The organism is Sphingomonas gellani (assembly GCF_900110035.1).
GTDB classification, from domain to species: domain Bacteria; phylum Pseudomonadota; class Alphaproteobacteria; order Sphingomonadales; family Sphingomonadaceae; genus Sphingomonas; species Sphingomonas gellani.
On the sequence record NZ_FOCF01000001.1, the window covers coordinates 719,481 to 734,499 of the forward strand.

General features: G+C 64.9%; 15 protein-coding genes. 14 read left to right on the forward strand and 1 reads right to left on the reverse strand.

Annotation, left to right across the window (positions count from 1 at the left end; all coding sequences use genetic code 11):
* Window positions 1-61: 61 nt before the first annotated feature.
* Window positions 62-1,282, reverse strand: a complete 1,221-nt coding sequence (locus BMX37_RS03710; RefSeq protein ID WP_093664283.1) for an NADP-dependent isocitrate dehydrogenase — start codon at window positions 1,280-1,282, stop codon at window positions 62-64.
* Between the two features lie 110 nt (window positions 1,283-1,392).
* On the opposite strand from BMX37_RS03710, the gene BMX37_RS03715 reads away from it, so the two are divergent.
* From BMX37_RS03715 to rpmE, 14 genes are all read left to right on the forward strand, one after another.
* On the forward strand, window positions 1,393-2,115 hold the full coding sequence (locus BMX37_RS03715; RefSeq protein ID WP_093664066.1) for a phosphatidylserine decarboxylase: 723 nt from the start codon (window positions 1,393-1,395) through the stop codon (window positions 2,113-2,115).
* A gap of 61 nt (window positions 2,116-2,176) precedes the next feature.
* On the forward strand, window positions 2,177-2,974 hold the full coding sequence (locus BMX37_RS03720) for a CDP-alcohol phosphatidyltransferase family protein (protein ID WP_093664284.1): 798 nt from the start codon (window positions 2,177-2,179) through the stop codon (window positions 2,972-2,974).
* A 493-nt stretch (window positions 2,975-3,467) separates the two neighbouring features.
* Window positions 3,468-4,292 carry a 30S ribosomal protein S2 gene (gene rpsB, locus BMX37_RS03730; RefSeq protein WP_093664068.1) on the forward strand — a complete coding sequence of 275 codons (825 nt, stop codon included), beginning with the start codon at window positions 3,468-3,470 and terminating at the stop codon, window positions 4,290-4,292.
* 132 nt (window positions 4,293-4,424) lie between these two features.
* A complete protein-coding gene (gene tsf, locus BMX37_RS03735) occupies window positions 4,425-5,360 on the forward strand; it encodes a translation elongation factor Ts (RefSeq protein ID WP_093664069.1) in 936 nt (311 codons plus the stop codon).
* A gap of 170 nt (window positions 5,361-5,530) precedes the next feature.
* Window positions 5,531-6,271 (forward strand): UMP kinase, encoded by a 741-nt coding sequence (gene pyrH / locus BMX37_RS03740; protein ID WP_093664070.1) that lies wholly within the window; start codon window positions 5,531-5,533, stop codon window positions 6,269-6,271.
* Entirely contained in the window at window positions 6,258-6,815 is a 558-nt protein-coding gene (frr, locus tag BMX37_RS03745) for a ribosome recycling factor (protein WP_093664071.1), read from the forward strand. Before pyrH ends, frr begins: the two co-directional genes overlap by 14 nt.
* Window positions 6,812-7,546 (forward strand): polyprenyl diphosphate synthase, encoded by a 735-nt coding sequence (gene uppS / locus BMX37_RS03750; protein WP_425288428.1) that lies wholly within the window; start codon window positions 6,812-6,814, stop codon window positions 7,544-7,546. Before frr ends, uppS begins: the two co-directional genes overlap by 4 nt.
* Complete coding sequence (locus BMX37_RS03755; protein WP_093664072.1) at window positions 7,543-8,340, forward strand: phosphatidate cytidylyltransferase; 798 nt, start codon at window positions 7,543-7,545, stop codon at window positions 8,338-8,340. Before uppS ends, BMX37_RS03755 begins: the two co-directional genes overlap by 4 nt.
* A complete protein-coding gene (locus BMX37_RS03760; RefSeq protein WP_093664073.1) occupies window positions 8,337-9,509 on the forward strand; it encodes a 1-deoxy-D-xylulose-5-phosphate reductoisomerase in 1,173 nt (390 codons plus the stop codon). Before BMX37_RS03755 ends, BMX37_RS03760 begins: the two co-directional genes overlap by 4 nt.
* Complete coding sequence (rseP, locus tag BMX37_RS03765; RefSeq protein WP_093664074.1) at window positions 9,506-10,639, forward strand: RIP metalloprotease RseP; 1,134 nt, start codon at window positions 9,506-9,508, stop codon at window positions 10,637-10,639. Before BMX37_RS03760 ends, rseP begins: the two co-directional genes overlap by 4 nt.
* A gap of 88 nt (window positions 10,640-10,727) precedes the next feature.
* Window positions 10,728-13,478, forward strand: coding sequence for an outer membrane protein assembly factor BamA (gene bamA / locus BMX37_RS03770; protein WP_093664075.1), 2,751 nt, complete (start codon window positions 10,728-10,730; stop codon window positions 13,476-13,478).
* A complete protein-coding gene (locus BMX37_RS03775; RefSeq protein ID WP_093664076.1) occupies window positions 13,478-14,143 on the forward strand; it encodes an OmpH/Skp family outer membrane protein in 666 nt (221 codons plus the stop codon). Before bamA ends, BMX37_RS03775 begins: the two co-directional genes overlap by 1 nt.
* Entirely contained in the window at window positions 14,140-14,625 is a 486-nt protein-coding gene (gene fabZ / locus BMX37_RS03780; protein WP_093664077.1) for a 3-hydroxyacyl-ACP dehydratase FabZ, read from the forward strand. The genes BMX37_RS03775 and fabZ overlap by 4 nt, the downstream gene beginning before the upstream one ends.
* A 102-nt stretch (window positions 14,626-14,727) precedes the next feature.
* A complete protein-coding gene (rpmE, locus tag BMX37_RS03785) occupies window positions 14,728-14,958 on the forward strand; it encodes a 50S ribosomal protein L31 (RefSeq protein ID WP_093664078.1) in 231 nt (76 codons plus the stop codon).
* The last annotated feature ends 61 nt before the right edge of the window (window positions 14,959-15,019 follow it).

Consider the following 15,019-nt stretch of genomic DNA (forward strand, 5'->3'; position numbering starts at 1 on the left):
CTTCGATCCCCCGCCCCCTGTCAGGCATTATAAATTGTGAGACTAGGCGTCGGAACGCCAATCAGGCCCAACTGCTCATCTTCGCTTCCAGGTTGACGCGAACCGCCTCGAAGAACTGCTCCGTCGTCATCCAGGCCTGATCGGGACCGATCAGGATCGCGAGATCCTTGGTCATCTTACCGCTCTCGACCGTCTCGATGCAGACCTTTTCCAGCGTTTCGGCAAAGCGGGTCACGTCCGGCGTGTTGTCGAACTTGCCGCGGTACTTCAGGCCGCCGGTCCAGGCGAAGATCGACGCGATCGGGTTGGTGGAGGTCGCCTTGCCCTGCTGATGCTGGCGATAGTGGCGCGTGACGGTGCCGTGCGCCGCTTCCGCCTCGACGGTCTTGCCGTCCGGGGTGAGCAGCACCGACGTCATCAGCCCCAGGCTGCCGAAGCCCTGCGCGACCTGATCCGACTGCACGTCGCCGTCGTAATTCTTGCACGCCCACACGAACTCGCCGTTCCACTTCAGCGCGGAGGCGACCATGTCATCGATCAGGCGATGCTCGTAAACGATGCCCGCTTCATTGAAGCGGTCCTTGAACTCGGCCTCGAACACCTCGGCGAACAGGTCCTTGAAGCGGCCGTCATACGCCTTCAGGATCGTGTTCTTCGTCGACAGGTACACGGGCCACTTCAGGTTCAGGCCGTAATGCATCGACGCGCGCGCGAAGTCGCGGATCGAGTCATCGAGGTTGTACATGCCCATGGCGACGCCCGACGAGGGGAACTGGAACACCTCCTCCTCGATGACCTGGCCATCGTCGCCCTGCCACTTCATGGTCAGCTTGCCGGCGCCGGGAACGCGGAAATCCGTCGCCTTGTACTGGTCGCCGAACGCGTGACGGCCGACGACGATCGGGTGGGTCCAGCCGGGGATCAGGCGTGGGACGTTCTGGATGACGATCGGCTCACGGAAGACGACGCCGCCGAGGATGTTGCGGATCGTGCCGTTCGGCGACTTCCACATCTTCTTCAGGCCGAACTCCTCGACGCGCGCCTCGTCGGGAGTGATGGTCGCGCACTTGATGGCGACGCCATACTTCTGCGTGGCCTTGGCAGCGTCGACCGTAACGCGGTCCTCGGTCTCGTCGCGGTGCTGGATGCCCAAGTCGTAATATTCCAGCTGGATGTCCAAGTACGGCTTGATCAGGCGTTCGCGAATCCATTCCCAGATGATTCGCGTCATCTCGTCGCCGTCGATCTCCACGACGGGCGTCTTCACCTGAATCTTGGCCATGTTCATGTTCCTCGGGAAGCTATGGGGGCGCGTCTAGGGACAAGGGGCGGCCGGATCAACCGGTGCGACGAGCCGTTGTGTCCGGCAGCCCGGCGGGTTAGACGCGACCCATGGCATCGTTAGACAAGCCGCCCGTCACGACCAGCACGGTCAAGTGGCGCTTCCCCGCCGTTCATCCAGAAGGCCGCAAATACGTCGCCATCGCGGTCGGGCTGACCCTGCTCGCCACGATCGTGACGAAGGTGTTGTTCTGGCCCTTCGTCGGCCTGGTCATATGGGTCGCGACGTTCTTCCGCGATCCCGTGCGGACCACCCCGACGGGCGAGGACCTGATCGTCGCGCCGGCGGATGGGCTGATCACGATGATCCAGCGGGTTCCGATCCCGCGCGAACTGGCCGGCGATCTGGGCGACGCGCCGCTGGTCCGCGTGTCCATCTTCATGTCGGTGTTCGACGTACACATCAACCGCACGCCGATCGCCGGCACGATCAGGCAGGTGGTGTACATATCGGGCAAGTTCCTGAACGCCGACTTGGACAAGGCATCGGACGAGAATGAGCGTCAGCACATCGTCGTAGAGGGACGTGACGGTCGGCTGATCGGGTTTACCCAGATCGCCGGGCTCGTCGCGCGACGGATCGTTGGCTTCGTCAAGCCGGGCGACATGGTCGCCACTGGCCAGCGTGTCGGCCTGATCCGGTTCGGCAGCCGGGTCGACGTGTACCTGCCCGACGATGTGGTACCGCAGGTCGCGCTGGGCCAACGGTCGATCGCGGGCGAGACCGTGATCGGGCGAGTTGCCGGCAGTCCGGTGACGGGTATTGCCCAGTGAGCAGGACACGGACACTCATCACAAGCGTATGGCATCACGCCCTGGCGAGTCTGTGATGCCGATGCGCCATCGGCTCCGCCAAACGCCGCGCGGGCTTCCCTTACGTGCGGTCGCGCCGAATGCCGTCACCGCCCTGGCACTATGTTCGGGATTGAGCGGCGTGCGATTCGCGTTGGGCGGAGAGTGGGAGCGGGCGGTGACGATGATCCTCGTCGCCGGCGTACTCGACGGGATCGACGGTCGCATCGCGCGCTTGCTGCGTGGGCAAAGCCGCTTCGGTGCGGAACTCGACTCCTTGTCCGACGCGATCAGTTTCGGCGTGTCTCCGGCCCTGATTCTCTACCTGTGGTCGCTCGCGGCACTGCCGCGGCTGGGATGGATCTCGGCATTGTTGCTGGCCGTGTTCTGTGCACTGCGTCTAGCGCGCTTCAACGCGAAGATCGACGAGACCGATCAGCCGCACAAGTCGGCCGGGTTCCTGACCGGCGTGCCCGCTCCCGTCGGCGCGGGCTTGGCCATGCTGCCCATGTTCCTGTGGTTCTGGACCGACGAGCCCGTTTTTGCGTCCCCGCTACTTGTTGCCCCGTGGGTCGCGCTGGTGGCTATATTGATGGTGTCGAGCGTCGCCACCTACAGCTGGTCGTCGATGCGTCTGCGCCCGCATGTCCGCTTCGAAGCGTTGGCCGGTGTTGTCCTGCTTGGTGCCGCTTTGGTCACCGCACCGTGGCACACACTCAGCGGCATCGGCATCGCTTATCTCGCGACGCTGCCGTTCAGCATCGCGAGCTATGCCCGGGTCAAGCGGCTGCGCGCAGGTGCCGGATCGCAGCAGGTACCGGCTGCGCCGCCCACCGCCTGATCGCGATACGACGCTCCGCCCCGGCCAACGTCGCCAGCGGAGCGAAGCCCGTTTCCCGATTTCCGACCATCAGATTGACGATCCGACGCCACTGCGGCGCAACCGTCACAAACATCACGCCACATGCCACAAACATCGCGCCCGCAAAGGTCAAGGCACACACAATCGCATTCATATCCGCCTCCGACACCCGCGAACCTGTTGGATCGCAAGCAAAACCCAATAGTTATCCACAGGTTCCGTGGCGGGCTGTTCCGGGATGGGGCTGAGAGCCGTCCTTCCCGGCACGTGAGCAACGTGTCCGCTGTGTGAGCCCCTTATGTTCTCATTGCGTTCCCAGTGTCAAGCGGCGCGGAACTGTTGCATTCTGTCGGCACATTGAGTAAGGGCGCCGCCTCAACTCCGCATGGGAAGCATCACATACCGGTGCGCCGAGGCTTTCAGCCTCTCGCGTCATCCGCTTCCCAGAGGCTCAACCGGAAGGAATATCGACATGGCGGCTCCAGTCGTCAGCATGCAGCAGCTCATCGAAACCGGCGCGCACTTCGGCCACCAGACGCATCGCTGGAACCCGAAGATGAAGCCGTACATCTTCGGCGACCGCAACGGGGTTCACATCCTGGACCTGTCGCAGACCGTGCCGTTGTTTGCGCGCGCTCTCGAATTCGTTAGCCAGACCGTCGCAAGCGGCGGCAAGGTGCTGTTCGTCGGCACCAAGCGTCAGGCGCAGGAGCCGATCGCGGACTCCGCCCGTCGTGCAGGTCAGCATTTCGTCAATCACCGTTGGCTGGGCGGCATGCTCACCAACTGGAAGACCATCTCGAACTCGATCAAGCGCATGAAGGCGCTCGAGGAGCAATTGGCGGGCGACACGGCTGGTCTGACCAAGAAGGAAGTTCTCCAGCTCACCCGTGAGCGCGACAAGCTTGAGCAGTCGCTGGGCGGCATCCGCGACATGGGCGGTGTTCCGGACGTGATGTTCGTGATCGACGCCAACAAGGAAGAACTGGCGATCAAGGAAGCCAACACGCTGGGCATCCCGGTGGTGGCGATCCTCGACTCCAACGTGTCGCCGGACGGCATCGCGTTCCCGGTGCCGGCGAACGACGACGCCAGCCGCGCGATACGCCTGTACTGCGAAGCGATCGCGATCGCCGCGACCCGCGGCAATCAGCAGGGCCAGGCCCAGCGCGGCGTGGATCTGGGTGCGCAGGACGTGGCGCCGACCGAGGAAGCGCTGAACGTTCCGGCCGAGGATCAGGGTGCCGCGACCGTCGAGGGCGCCGGGCACGAGACCGAGCGTCAGATCGACGCATAATCGTCATGGGGCCGTTCCATGGGGACGGTCCCAGCCTTTACCGTCTCCTGCTTATCCGTTGCGGCTGATCCGGCATCCGGCCTGGATCGATCACCGGATTGAGCAGGGCGGGTTCATGCAAGGAACGAAATAATGGCCGACATCACGGCTTCGATGGTCAAGGACCTGCGCGAGAAGAGCGGCGCGGGCATGATGGATTGCAAGAAGGCGCTGAACGAGACCGGCGGCGACATGGATGCGGCCATGGACTGGCTGCGCACCAAGGGCCTCGCGGCCGCGCAGAAGAAGTCCAGCCGTACCGCGGCCGAGGGTCTGGTCGGCGTCGCCACCAGCGGCACCAAGGGTGCGGCGGTGGAGGTGAACTCCGAAACCGACTTCGTCGCGAAGAACGATCAGTTCCAGAGCTTCGTTCGTGAAGTCACACAGATCGCACTGGCGACCGGCGACGATATCGAGGCGATCAAGGGTGAGGCGATACCGTCGGGCACGACCGTGTCCGAGGTGCTGACCAACAACATCGCAACGATCGGCGAGAACCAGTCGCTGCGTCGCGCCAAGCGTCTCGAAGTCGTGAACGGCGCCGTGGTGTCCTATGTGCACAACGCTGCATCGCCCGGCCTGGGGAAGATCGGCGTGCTGGTCGCGCTGGAGTCCGAAGCGTCCGACGACGTGCTTCAGGGCCTGGGCAAGCAGCTCGCGATGCATATCGCAGCAGCGTTCCCGAAGGCACTGAACGAGGAGGATCTGGACGAGGCGGAGATCGAGCGCGAGCGCGCGATCGCCACCGAAAAGGCGTCCGAGAGCGGCAAGCCGGCCGATATCATCGCCAAGATGGTCGAGGGCTCGATCGCCAAGTACCGCAAGGAGCATGCCCTGGTCAGCCAGCTGTTCGTGATGGACGGCAAGACCAAGATCTCCGACGTGATCGCCAAGGCGGGCAAGGATGCCGGCGCCAACATCGTGCTGAAGGACTATGTCCGCTTCCAGCTGGGTGAAGGCATCGAAAAGGAAGAGTCCGACTTCGCCGCCGAGGTTGCGGCAGCATCGGGCGTTCCTCAGGGTTCCTGATCGCCTGAACGACGATGAAGAGGGGGAGGGGCCAGGATGCTCCTTCCCCTTTTTTGTTGCCTGACGCCACGCCGATTGCCGCGTTCGCCGCATCGTCGCCGGTTGCCCCCCAACGTCCGCGCGCCTAAGGTCCGCCCCATTCCTTCCCTGTTCGAGTAAGCCCGATCCACATGCCTCATCCCCGCTTCAAACGTATACTCCTGAAGCTGTCCGGCGAGGTCCTGATGGGAAACGGCAAGCTCGCGATTGATCCCGAAGTGACCGCGCGCGTGGCGGGCGAGATCGCAGATGTGCGCAACGCCGGATATGAGCTGTGCGTCGTGGTCGGCGGCGGGAACATCTTTCGCGGCCTGTCCGCCGCGGCGAAGGGGATCGAGCGCGCCACGGCCGATTACATGGGCATGCTGGCGACGGTGATGAACGCGCTCGCCGTCCAGAACGCGCTGGAGACGATCGGCGTGGACACGCGGGTGCAGTCTGCGATCCCGATGGCGTCTGTCTGCGAGCCGTTTATCCGCCGGCGTGCCGAACGTCATTTGCAGAAAGGCCGTGTGGTGATCTTCGCCGCCGGGGTCGGAAGTCCGTTCTTCACCACGGACTCAGGCGCCGCGCTGCGCGCCGCAGAGATGAAGTGCGACGCCCTGTTCAAGGGGACCAGCGTCGACGGCGTCTATGACGCCGATCCGAAGAAGGTGCCCGATGCCAAGCGGTACGACACCGTGTCCTTCAACCGGGTGCTGTCCGACGACCTGAAGGTCATGGACGCGTCCGCCGTGGCTTTGTGCCGCGACAACAATATTCCCATCGTGGTCTTCAACATCCGTGAGCACGGCAACTTTGCCGCGGTCCTGTCGGGTGATGGAGTTTCCACGACGGTTCAGACCCAGGAGACGACCGATGCCCGCCTATGACAAATCCGATCTCGAGCGCCGTATGGCGGGCGCCGTCGAAGCGCTGAAGCACGATCTGGCTGGGCTGCGCACGGGCCGCGCATCGACCGCGCTGCTCGATCCAGTCACCGTTGAGGTTTATGGCAGCCACATGCCCCTGTCGCAGGTGGCGACCGTGTCGGTGCCGGAACCGCGCATGCTGTCGGTGCAGGTTTGGGACAAGTCGAACATCGGGCCGGTCGAGAAGGCGATCCGTTCCGCCGGTCTGGGCCTCAATCCGATCAACGACGGCAATACGCTCCGTCTGCCGATCCCGGACCTGACCGAGGAGCGGCGCAAGGAACTCGCCAAGCTGGCGGGGCAATATGCCGAAAGGGCACGGGTTGCGGTCCGCAACGTTCGCCGCGACGGCATGGACAGCCTTAAGGTCGACGAGAAGAAGGGCGTGTTCGGCGAGGACGACCGCAAGCGGCACGAAACCGATATCCAGAAGCTGACCGACAAGACGGTGGGCGAACTGGACGTCGCCGCCGCCGCCAAGGAGAAGGAAATCCTGGGCAAGTGAGCCCCTCGGCCGCGCCGGCGGTGTCACTGGACCCCGTGCTGTCGTCCGGCACGGTGCCGCGGCACGTCGCCATCATCATGGACGGCAATGGCCGATGGGCGAAGCAGCGGATGCTTCCCCGTCTGGCCGGGCACAAGGCGGGGGTGGACGCGGTGCGCCGGGTCACGCGCGAAGCTCGCCGGCTCGGCATCGCCGCGCTGACGCTGTACGCCTTTTCGTCGGAGAACTGGCGGCGGCCGGAGCAGGAGGTCGGCGACCTGATGGGGTTGCTGCGGATCTTCATCCGGTCCGACCTGCAGGAACTGGTCAGCGAGAATGTGCGGTTGCGCGTGATCGGCGACTATCGCCGGTTCACGCCTGACTTGGTGGCGATGATCGACGATGCGGTTGCGCGGACGGCGGCCAATAACGGACCGATCCTGGCCATCGCCTTGAATTACGGCTCCCACGCCGAACTCGCCGCGGCAGCGCGGCGTGCTGCGCTGCGCGTAGGAGCGGACGGGATCGACGAAGCGGCCATCGAGGCCGAACTGGACACCCACGACCTGCCGCCACTCGATCTACTGATACGAACATCGGGTGAGCAGCGTCTGTCAAACTTCCTGTTGTGGCAGGCTGCCTATGCTGAACTGTTGTTCGTCGAAACGCTCTGGCCGGATTTCGACGCAGAGGCGTTGGCGGCGGCGGTGACCGCGTTCGGTTTGCGCCAACGGCGTTACGGCGGATTGTGACCGGGGTCACGCCGTCCAAGGCGCCGTCAGACCTTCTTCTGCGCTCCGTTGCCGGTGTCGGCATGGTCGCCTTGGCCGTGGCAGCGCTGGTCGCGGGCGGCATGGTGTTGTGGCTGCTGTGCGCGGTAGCCGGACTGTTCATGATGGCGGAATGGTCGGACCTGCACGGCATCGACGGACGGCAGAAGCGTCTGGCACAGTACAGCCTGTTCGTGCCGCTGGCGCTGATGGCATCACCGCTGGCTGCCGGTCCGGGCTTTCTCACCCTCGGACTGTTGGCAGGCGCCGCTTTTTTCATCGTGATCGTGACCGGGCGGAAAGATCTCGCGATCGGCACGGTCTATGTGGGACTGCCGATCCTGGCGCTGCTGCTGATCCGGCGGCAGCATGAGGGCGTTGTCTGGACGCTGTGGGCGCTGTCGTTGGTCTGGGCGACCGACATCGGCGCGTATTTCGCCGGACGCGCGATCGGCGGCCTGAAACTGGCTCCACGGCTCAGTCCATCCAAGACATGGGCCGGCCTCATCGGCGGCGTCTTTCTGGCATCAATCGTGGGCGCCGCCTTTCACGGTTTCTACGGCCTGCCGCTGCGCATGACGCTGGCCACGCCAGCCCTGGCGGTTCTGGCGCAATGCGGTGACCTGTACGAGAGTTCGCTGAAACGGCGCGCGGGCGTCAAGGACTCTGGGACCCTCATCCCCGGACACGGCGGTGTGCTGGACAGGCTGGACGGTGTCGTCCCCGTCGCCCCCGTAGCGGCACTGCTGGCCGTATTGCCGCATTTCTACACATGAGAAGCGTTTCCATTCTTGGCGCGACCGGATCGGTCGGAACTTCCACCCTGGACCTGGTGGAGCGCCGGCCCGACGATTTCAGCGTTTTGGCCCTCACCGCCCATCGCGACGTGGCCGGTCTCGCGGCGGCCGCTATCCGCACGGGCGCGAAATTGGCGGTGGTTGCCGACGACTCGTGCCTGCCGGAGCTAAGATCGGCGCTCGCCGGAACCTCCGTCGAGGCGGCTGGGGGTGCCCAGGCAGTGATCGACGCCGCTGCCTTGGGTGCAGACTGGACGATGGCCTCCATCGTCGGCTGCGCAGGGCTGGCGCCGCTGATGGCCGCCATCGCGACAGGCGGGACGATCGCGCTGGCGAACAAGGAAGCGCTCGTCTCCGCCGGTGACGTGGTGATGTCGGCAGTCCAGTCCCGTGGAGCCACGCTGCTGCCGGTCGATTCCGAGCATAATGCCATCTTTCAGTGCTTCGACTTTGCCCGACCCGAACGGGTGCGCCGGATCATCCTGACGGCGAGTGGCGGTCCGTTTCGAACCACGAGCCGTGAGGCCATGGCGCAGGTCACGGTCGCGCAGGCCGTGGCGCATCCCAATTGGTCGATGGGCGCGAAGATTTCCGTCGACAGTGCGACCATGATGAACAAGGGCCTGGAGCTGATCGAGGCGGCCCGGCTGTTCCCGGTCGCGTCCGACCAGATCGAGATCGTGGTGCATCGCCAATCGGTGATCCACAGCCTGGTCGATTATGTCGACGGGTCGATGCTCGCACAACTGGGTCCGTCCGACATGCGGGTTCCGATCGCACATGCGCTGGCATGGCCGGACCGTATGGCAACGCCGATGCCGGCGCTCGATCTGGTGAAGCTGGGCAAGCTGGAGTTCGAGGCGCCCGATCTTGAACGGTTCCCGGCGCTACGCCTTGCGCGCCAGGCCGTCGATGCCGGCGGTGGCTATCCCGCGGTGCTGAACGCAGCCAATGAGGTGGCCGTCGAGGCGTTCCTGGATGAGCGGATCGGCTTCCTCGAAATCGCCGCAATCGTCGAGGATACGATGCAGCGGCTCGATACACCGTCCCCGACGACGCTGGACGCGGTACTTGCCGTGGATGCGGAGGCGCGGAGACTGACAGGCGAGCGCGTAGCGAAGGGGCGTGTAGAGGACCCTGTGGCGTGAACGAGACCCCTGGCTTTCTGTGGACGGTGCTGGCCTTTGTGGCGGTGATCGGTCCGCTCGTGTTCGTTCATGAAATGGGACACTATCTGGCCGGGCGCCTGTTCGGCGTGAAGGCGGAGGCGTTCTCGATCGGGTTCGGGCGCGAAATCGCTGGGTTCACGGACCGCCGGGGTACCCGCTGGAAGTTCGGCTGGCTGCCGCTTGGTGGCTATGTCCGCTTTGCCGGCGACATGAACCCGGCCAGTCAGCCCGACGCGGCGTGGTTGGCCTTGCCCGCCGACGAACGCAACAGGACGTTTCAGGCGAAGCCGGTGTGGCAGCGGGCGATCATCGTCGCCGCGGGTCCCGTGGTGAACTTCCTGCTCGCGCTGATTATCCTGGCCGGCTTCGCCATGGCGTATGGGGAGGCACGCATGGCCCCCATCGTCGGTGCAGTGCAGCCGGGCAGCCCCGCCGCTCTCGCCGGCCTGCGTCCCGGCGACACGGTGTCGGCGCTGGACGATCGGCCGATCGCGCAGTTCGACGACATGATCCGCTTCGTGCGGATACGCGCAGGGGAGGCGGTACGGGTTCGTGGCAAGCGGGACGGCCAGCCGTTTGCCGTCAACGCCACGATCGCGACCGACGTTCAACGCGATCGGTTCGGCAACGAATACCGCATGGGGATGCTGGGGATCGTCGGTGACACGCCGGTCTATGCCCCTGTATCGGCGCTCCGCGCGCCGGTCATCGCCGTGCGCCAGATCGGGCAGATCATCGACACGACGGTGGAAACGCTCGGCCAGGTGATCAGCGGGCGGCGGTCGGTCAAGGAACTTGGCGGGCCGCTCAGGATCGCCAAGGTGTCCGGGGAAATGACGTCGATGGGGCTGGCGGCCTATGTGTGGCTGATCGGGCTGTTGTCCATCAATCTCGGGTTCATCAACCTGCTGCCAGTCCCCATGCTGGATGGCGGCCATCTGCTGTTCTATGCGGTGGAGGCGATCCGTCGGCGGCCGCTGGAGCCGCATGTGCAGGAATGGGCGTTTCGCGGCGGTCTGGTGGCGGTCGTGACGTTGATGTTGGTGGTGACCTTCAACGATCTGGGGGCAGTCGGCTTGTGGAAGAACCTCGCCGGCTTGATTGGGTGACCGGAGTGGGGCAGGGCGGGCACGCAGGGGAAGCGTCACGCTTCTTGGGGTGGATCGGGTGATTGTAAGCAAGTCTTCTTCTTTCGGCATGCGCGCGGCAGCGATTCTGCTGACCGGCACCATGCTCGCCGGCATCGGATCGGCGGCGCAGGCGCAGCGAGGTCCCGGTGCACGGGGCGGAGCGCGTTCGGGCGCGCCGGCAGCGCCTGCACAGGGTTTGCCCGCACCGGCGCCGCAAGGGGCCACCGTGGCGGTTTCTGATCCGGCGGCGCTGACCATCAAGACCCTGCGCGTCGAGGGATCGCAGCGGATCGAGCCGGACACGGTGTTGTCCTACACGCGCCTGCGCGTCGGCATGCGGTTCAACAACGAACTGCTCGATCAGGCGATCAAGGACCTGCTCGCCAGCGACCTGTTCGCGGACGCGCAGATCGCGGGCGCGCAGAGCGGCGACATCGTGATCCGCATTCGCGAGAACCCGATCATCAACCGCGTTATCTTTGAAGGTAACAAGCGGCTGAAGCAGGACAAGATCGACAAGGAGATCAAGCTCAAGCCGAGGCAGATCTTCACGCGCACCGCCGTCCGTCAGGACGTCGCCCGGATCATCGAGCTGTATCGTCGGCAAGGCCGCTTCGCCGCCTCGGTCGAGCCGAAGATGGTCAATCTCGACCAGAACCGCGTCGACGTCATCTTCGAGGTGACCGAAGGGCCGAAGTCCAAGGTCCGCCAGATCAACATCATCGGCAACAAGGTCTTTTCCGACGACAAGCTGCGCGAGCAGATGGCGACGAAGCAGGCGCGGTTCTTCCGTTTCCTGTCGTCGAACACCAGCTACGACCAGGACCGTCTGGCGTATGACCAGGCGAAGCTGCGTCAGTTCTACCTGACCGAGGGCTATGCCGATTTCCGCGTGACCAGCGCGGTGGCGGAGCTGACGCCGGACAAGCAGGACTTCATCATCACCTATGTCGTCGAGGAAGGGCCGCGCTACAAGTTCGGCGACGTCACCGTCGACAGCGACATCCGCGACTTCGACAACAAGAAGCTGGCCGCCTCTCTGCCCGAGAAGAAGGGCGAGTGGTACAATGCGAAGATGGTCGAGGACTCGATCGACAGCCTGAGCCAGACCGCCGGTCTGTTCGGATATGCCTTCACCGAGGTAAATCCGGAATATCAGCGCGACGCCGAGGCCCTGACCATGGGCCTCAACTTCCATATCGCCGAGGCGAAGCGGACGTACATCGAACGCATCGACATCACCGGCAATACGCAGACCCAGGACAAGGTGATCCGCCGCGAAATCCGTCTGGCGGAAGGCGACGCGTTCAACAGTTTCCAGGTCAAGCGCAGCCAGGACCGGATCAACTCGCTCGGCTATTTCCAGGACAAGTTCGAGATCAAGCAGACGCCGGGCTCTTCACCCGATCGCGTCGTGCTGGAAGCGAACACCGAGGAGAAGTCCACCGGCGAGCTGCAGCTGTCGGCCGGTTATTCCAGCCTTGAGCGGTTCATCATCCAGGCGAACATCACCCAACGCAATTTCCGCGGCAAGGGCCAGGAATTGCGCCTCGGCGTAAATTATTCGAGCTATTCCAAGTCGATCGAGGCCGGCTTTACCGAACCGTATCTCTTTGACAAGAACATCGCGGTCGGCGTCGACGTGTTCCGCCGCGACTACAACTCATTCAACTACCTGAACGGCGATCGCAACACGACTTATTCGCAGGTGTCGACCGGGTTCCAGGTGCGTGCCGGTGTGCCGTTGACCGAATACTGGTCGCTCGCGGGCCGCTACGGCCTGTCCTATGACGAGGTCAGCCTCGACCGGAGCAACTTCTACACCAACGGCGTCTGCGATCCATTGCTGGCCGGCCGCTATCTCTGCGAAGCAATCGGCAACCGCTGGACGTCGTCGATCGGCTACTCGCTGACCTATGACAGCCTGAACAGCCGGTTGCGCCCGACGCGCGGTCAACGCTTCTCGTTCAGCCAGGACTTCGCCGGTCTGGGCGGCGACGTGAAGTACATCCGCACGCGCGCAGAAGGGTCGAAGTTCTGGAACGTCGGTAGCGGCTTCATCGGCTCGATCGTCGCGGAGGGCGGCTATATCCGCTCGCTGGAGGAGAGCCGGGGCGAGGGGATCGACAAGGTCCGCATCACCGACCGCTTCTACCTGGGCGAGCCGCAGTTCCGTGGCTTCGACATTCGCGGCATCGGCCCGCGTGTCCAGCGCCGCCGGTACACCACCGACGCGACCGGCGCTCAGGTGCTGATCACCGACCGCGACCAGATCGTCGACGACGCGCTGGGCGGCAAGGCGTACTACCTTGCCCGCGCCGAGTTGGAGATTCCGTTGGGTGCCGGCGCGCGTGAGATGGGGCTGCGGCCGTCGATCTACGTACAGGCGGGCAGCCTGTGGTCGGTCACGCGTCCTCTGTCGAGCGCACCGTTCCCGACCATCGTGGACTCAAAGGGGCAGGTCACGGTGCTGGGACTCAATACCCCGCTTACCGATGATGCGGGACGCCAGTTGTACTTCGTCTCGTCGGAGGACGCGACCAACGCCGGGCGGCAGACGACCTGTGCGATCGGCTTCTCCGCGACGGCAGGGGGTGCATGCGCCGGCGGGTCGACCAACGTGCTGGCCACCCGCGCCGTGTCGCCCTTCCAGGAAGTCTATTACGGCAGCTCGCCCAGGCCGCGTGTGTCTGTGGGCGTCGGCGTGAACTGGAACTCGCCGTTCGGGCCGCTCCGTATCGATGTCGCCAAGGCCCTCGTCACCCAGAAGGGCGACGATCCCAAGCTCGTAACGTTCAACGTAGGAACCCAGTTCTGATGACCAGCCTCAAGAAGATCATGCTCGCCGCCGCCCTCGCATCGCCCGCGATCGTGGCATCCACCGCGGCGACCGCACAGGTGTCGGGGATCGCCGTTGCCGACCCGCAGGCCGCGATCGCGAACTCAAAGGCCTGGACCGCCGCGCGTGGCCAGATCCAGACCACCTACAAGACGCAGCTGGACCAGGCCGACACGCGTCGTCAGGCGATCGAGCGCGAACTCCAGCCGCTGGTGACCGCGTTCAACACGGCACGCTCTGCGCCCAACGCCAACCAGGCGGCGCTCCAGACGCAGGCCCAGACCATCGAGACGCGGCAGAACTCCGCCAACGAAGAACTGGCACGCCTGACCCTGCCGGCGCAGCGTGCTCAGGCCTATGCCCTGCAGCAGATCCAGGCGCAGATCGGGACCGCCGTGCAGAACGCGGTCCGCGCACGTAACGTCAGCCTGCTGCTCGCGCCGAACGCGGCCGTGTTCGCACAGCCGACGGCGGACATCACGTCCGCGATCACCGCGGAACTGGATCGGCTGGTCCCCAGCGTCAGCGTGACGCCGCCCGCTAATTGGCAGCCGGGTCAGCAGTCCGCTGCTGGCACGACTGCACCCGCCCCTGCGGCGCCTGCGCCGGCGGCCGGCAACAATCGCCGCAACCAGGGCCGGTGAGCGAGCCCGTCGACAAGGGAGCGTCCGCCACCAACTCGCTCGACATCGGGCGGGTGATGGCGGCGTTGCCCCATCGTTATCCGATGCTGTTGGTCGATCGGGTCGAGGATCTCGTCCTCGACCGCTCGATCGCCGCGATCAAGGCGGTGACGATCAACGAAGGGTTCTTCCAGGGCCACTTCCCCGGCCGCCCGATCATGCCCGGCGTGCTGATCGTGGAGGCGCTCGCCCAGGCGGCGGGAGTCCTCGCGGTGGAGAGCCTGGGCCTGGCGGGCTCCGGCAAGCTCGTTTATTTCATGGCGATCGAGGGCGCGAAGTTCCGCAAGCCCGTGGAGCCGGGCGTCCTGCTGCGGCTGGAAGTCGACTTCGTCCAGAAGCGCACCAGCGTCTGCAAGTTCGCGGGCGTCGCCAAGGTCGACGGCCAAGTCGTGGCGGAGGCGAACTTCACCGCCATGATCGCCGATCCGCCCCGCGCAGCCTGAGTCGCGGATCACGCTCGGTTCTTTTGACATCGGGGCGCGGCTGGAATAGGGCCGCGCCTTTCCAAAGGCTGGTCGGAACCAGCCGCTATCCCGGAGCGACCCATGAAGAAAGACGTCCACCCCGACTATCACACGATCAAGGTGCAGATGACCGACGGCACCGTGTTCGAGACGCGCTCCACCTGGGGCAAGGAAGGCGACACGCTGCAGCTGGATATCGATCCGCTGGCGCACCCTGCCTGGACCGGTGGCAACCAGCGTCTGCTCGATGCGGGCGGCCAGGTGGCGCGCTTCAACAAGCGTTTCGGCGGCCTGACGCTCAAGCGCGGCTGAACCGACGGCAATGGTCGGCGCGTTTACGATGCGTTGACCATCGCCCCGGTACTACGCTGCC

Coding starts and splice junctions, on each gene's coding strand:
- BMX37_RS03710 (WP_093664283.1), bottom strand. CDS start 1,282: ATGGCCAAGATTCAGGTGAAGACGCCCGTCGTGGAGATCGACGGCGAC.
- BMX37_RS03715 (WP_093664066.1), top strand. CDS start 1,393: ATGGCATCGTTAGACAAGCCGCCCGTCACGACCAGCACGGTCAAGTGG.
- BMX37_RS03720 (WP_093664284.1), top strand. CDS start 2,177: ATGCGCCATCGGCTCCGCCAAACGCCGCGCGGGCTTCCCTTACGTGCG.
- rpsB (WP_093664068.1), top strand. CDS start 3,468: ATGGCGGCTCCAGTCGTCAGCATGCAGCAGCTCATCGAAACCGGCGCG.
- tsf (WP_093664069.1), top strand. CDS start 4,425: ATGGCCGACATCACGGCTTCGATGGTCAAGGACCTGCGCGAGAAGAGC.
- pyrH (WP_093664070.1), top strand. CDS start 5,531: ATGCCTCATCCCCGCTTCAAACGTATACTCCTGAAGCTGTCCGGCGAG.
- frr (WP_093664071.1), top strand. CDS start 6,258: ATGCCCGCCTATGACAAATCCGATCTCGAGCGCCGTATGGCGGGCGCC.
- BMX37_RS03760 (WP_093664073.1), top strand. CDS start 8,337: ATGAGAAGCGTTTCCATTCTTGGCGCGACCGGATCGGTCGGAACTTCC.
- bamA (WP_093664075.1), top strand. CDS start 10,728: ATGCGCGCGGCAGCGATTCTGCTGACCGGCACCATGCTCGCCGGCATC.
- BMX37_RS03775 (WP_093664076.1), top strand. CDS start 13,478: ATGACCAGCCTCAAGAAGATCATGCTCGCCGCCGCCCTCGCATCGCCC.
- rpmE (WP_093664078.1), top strand. CDS start 14,728: ATGAAGAAAGACGTCCACCCCGACTATCACACGATCAAGGTGCAGATG.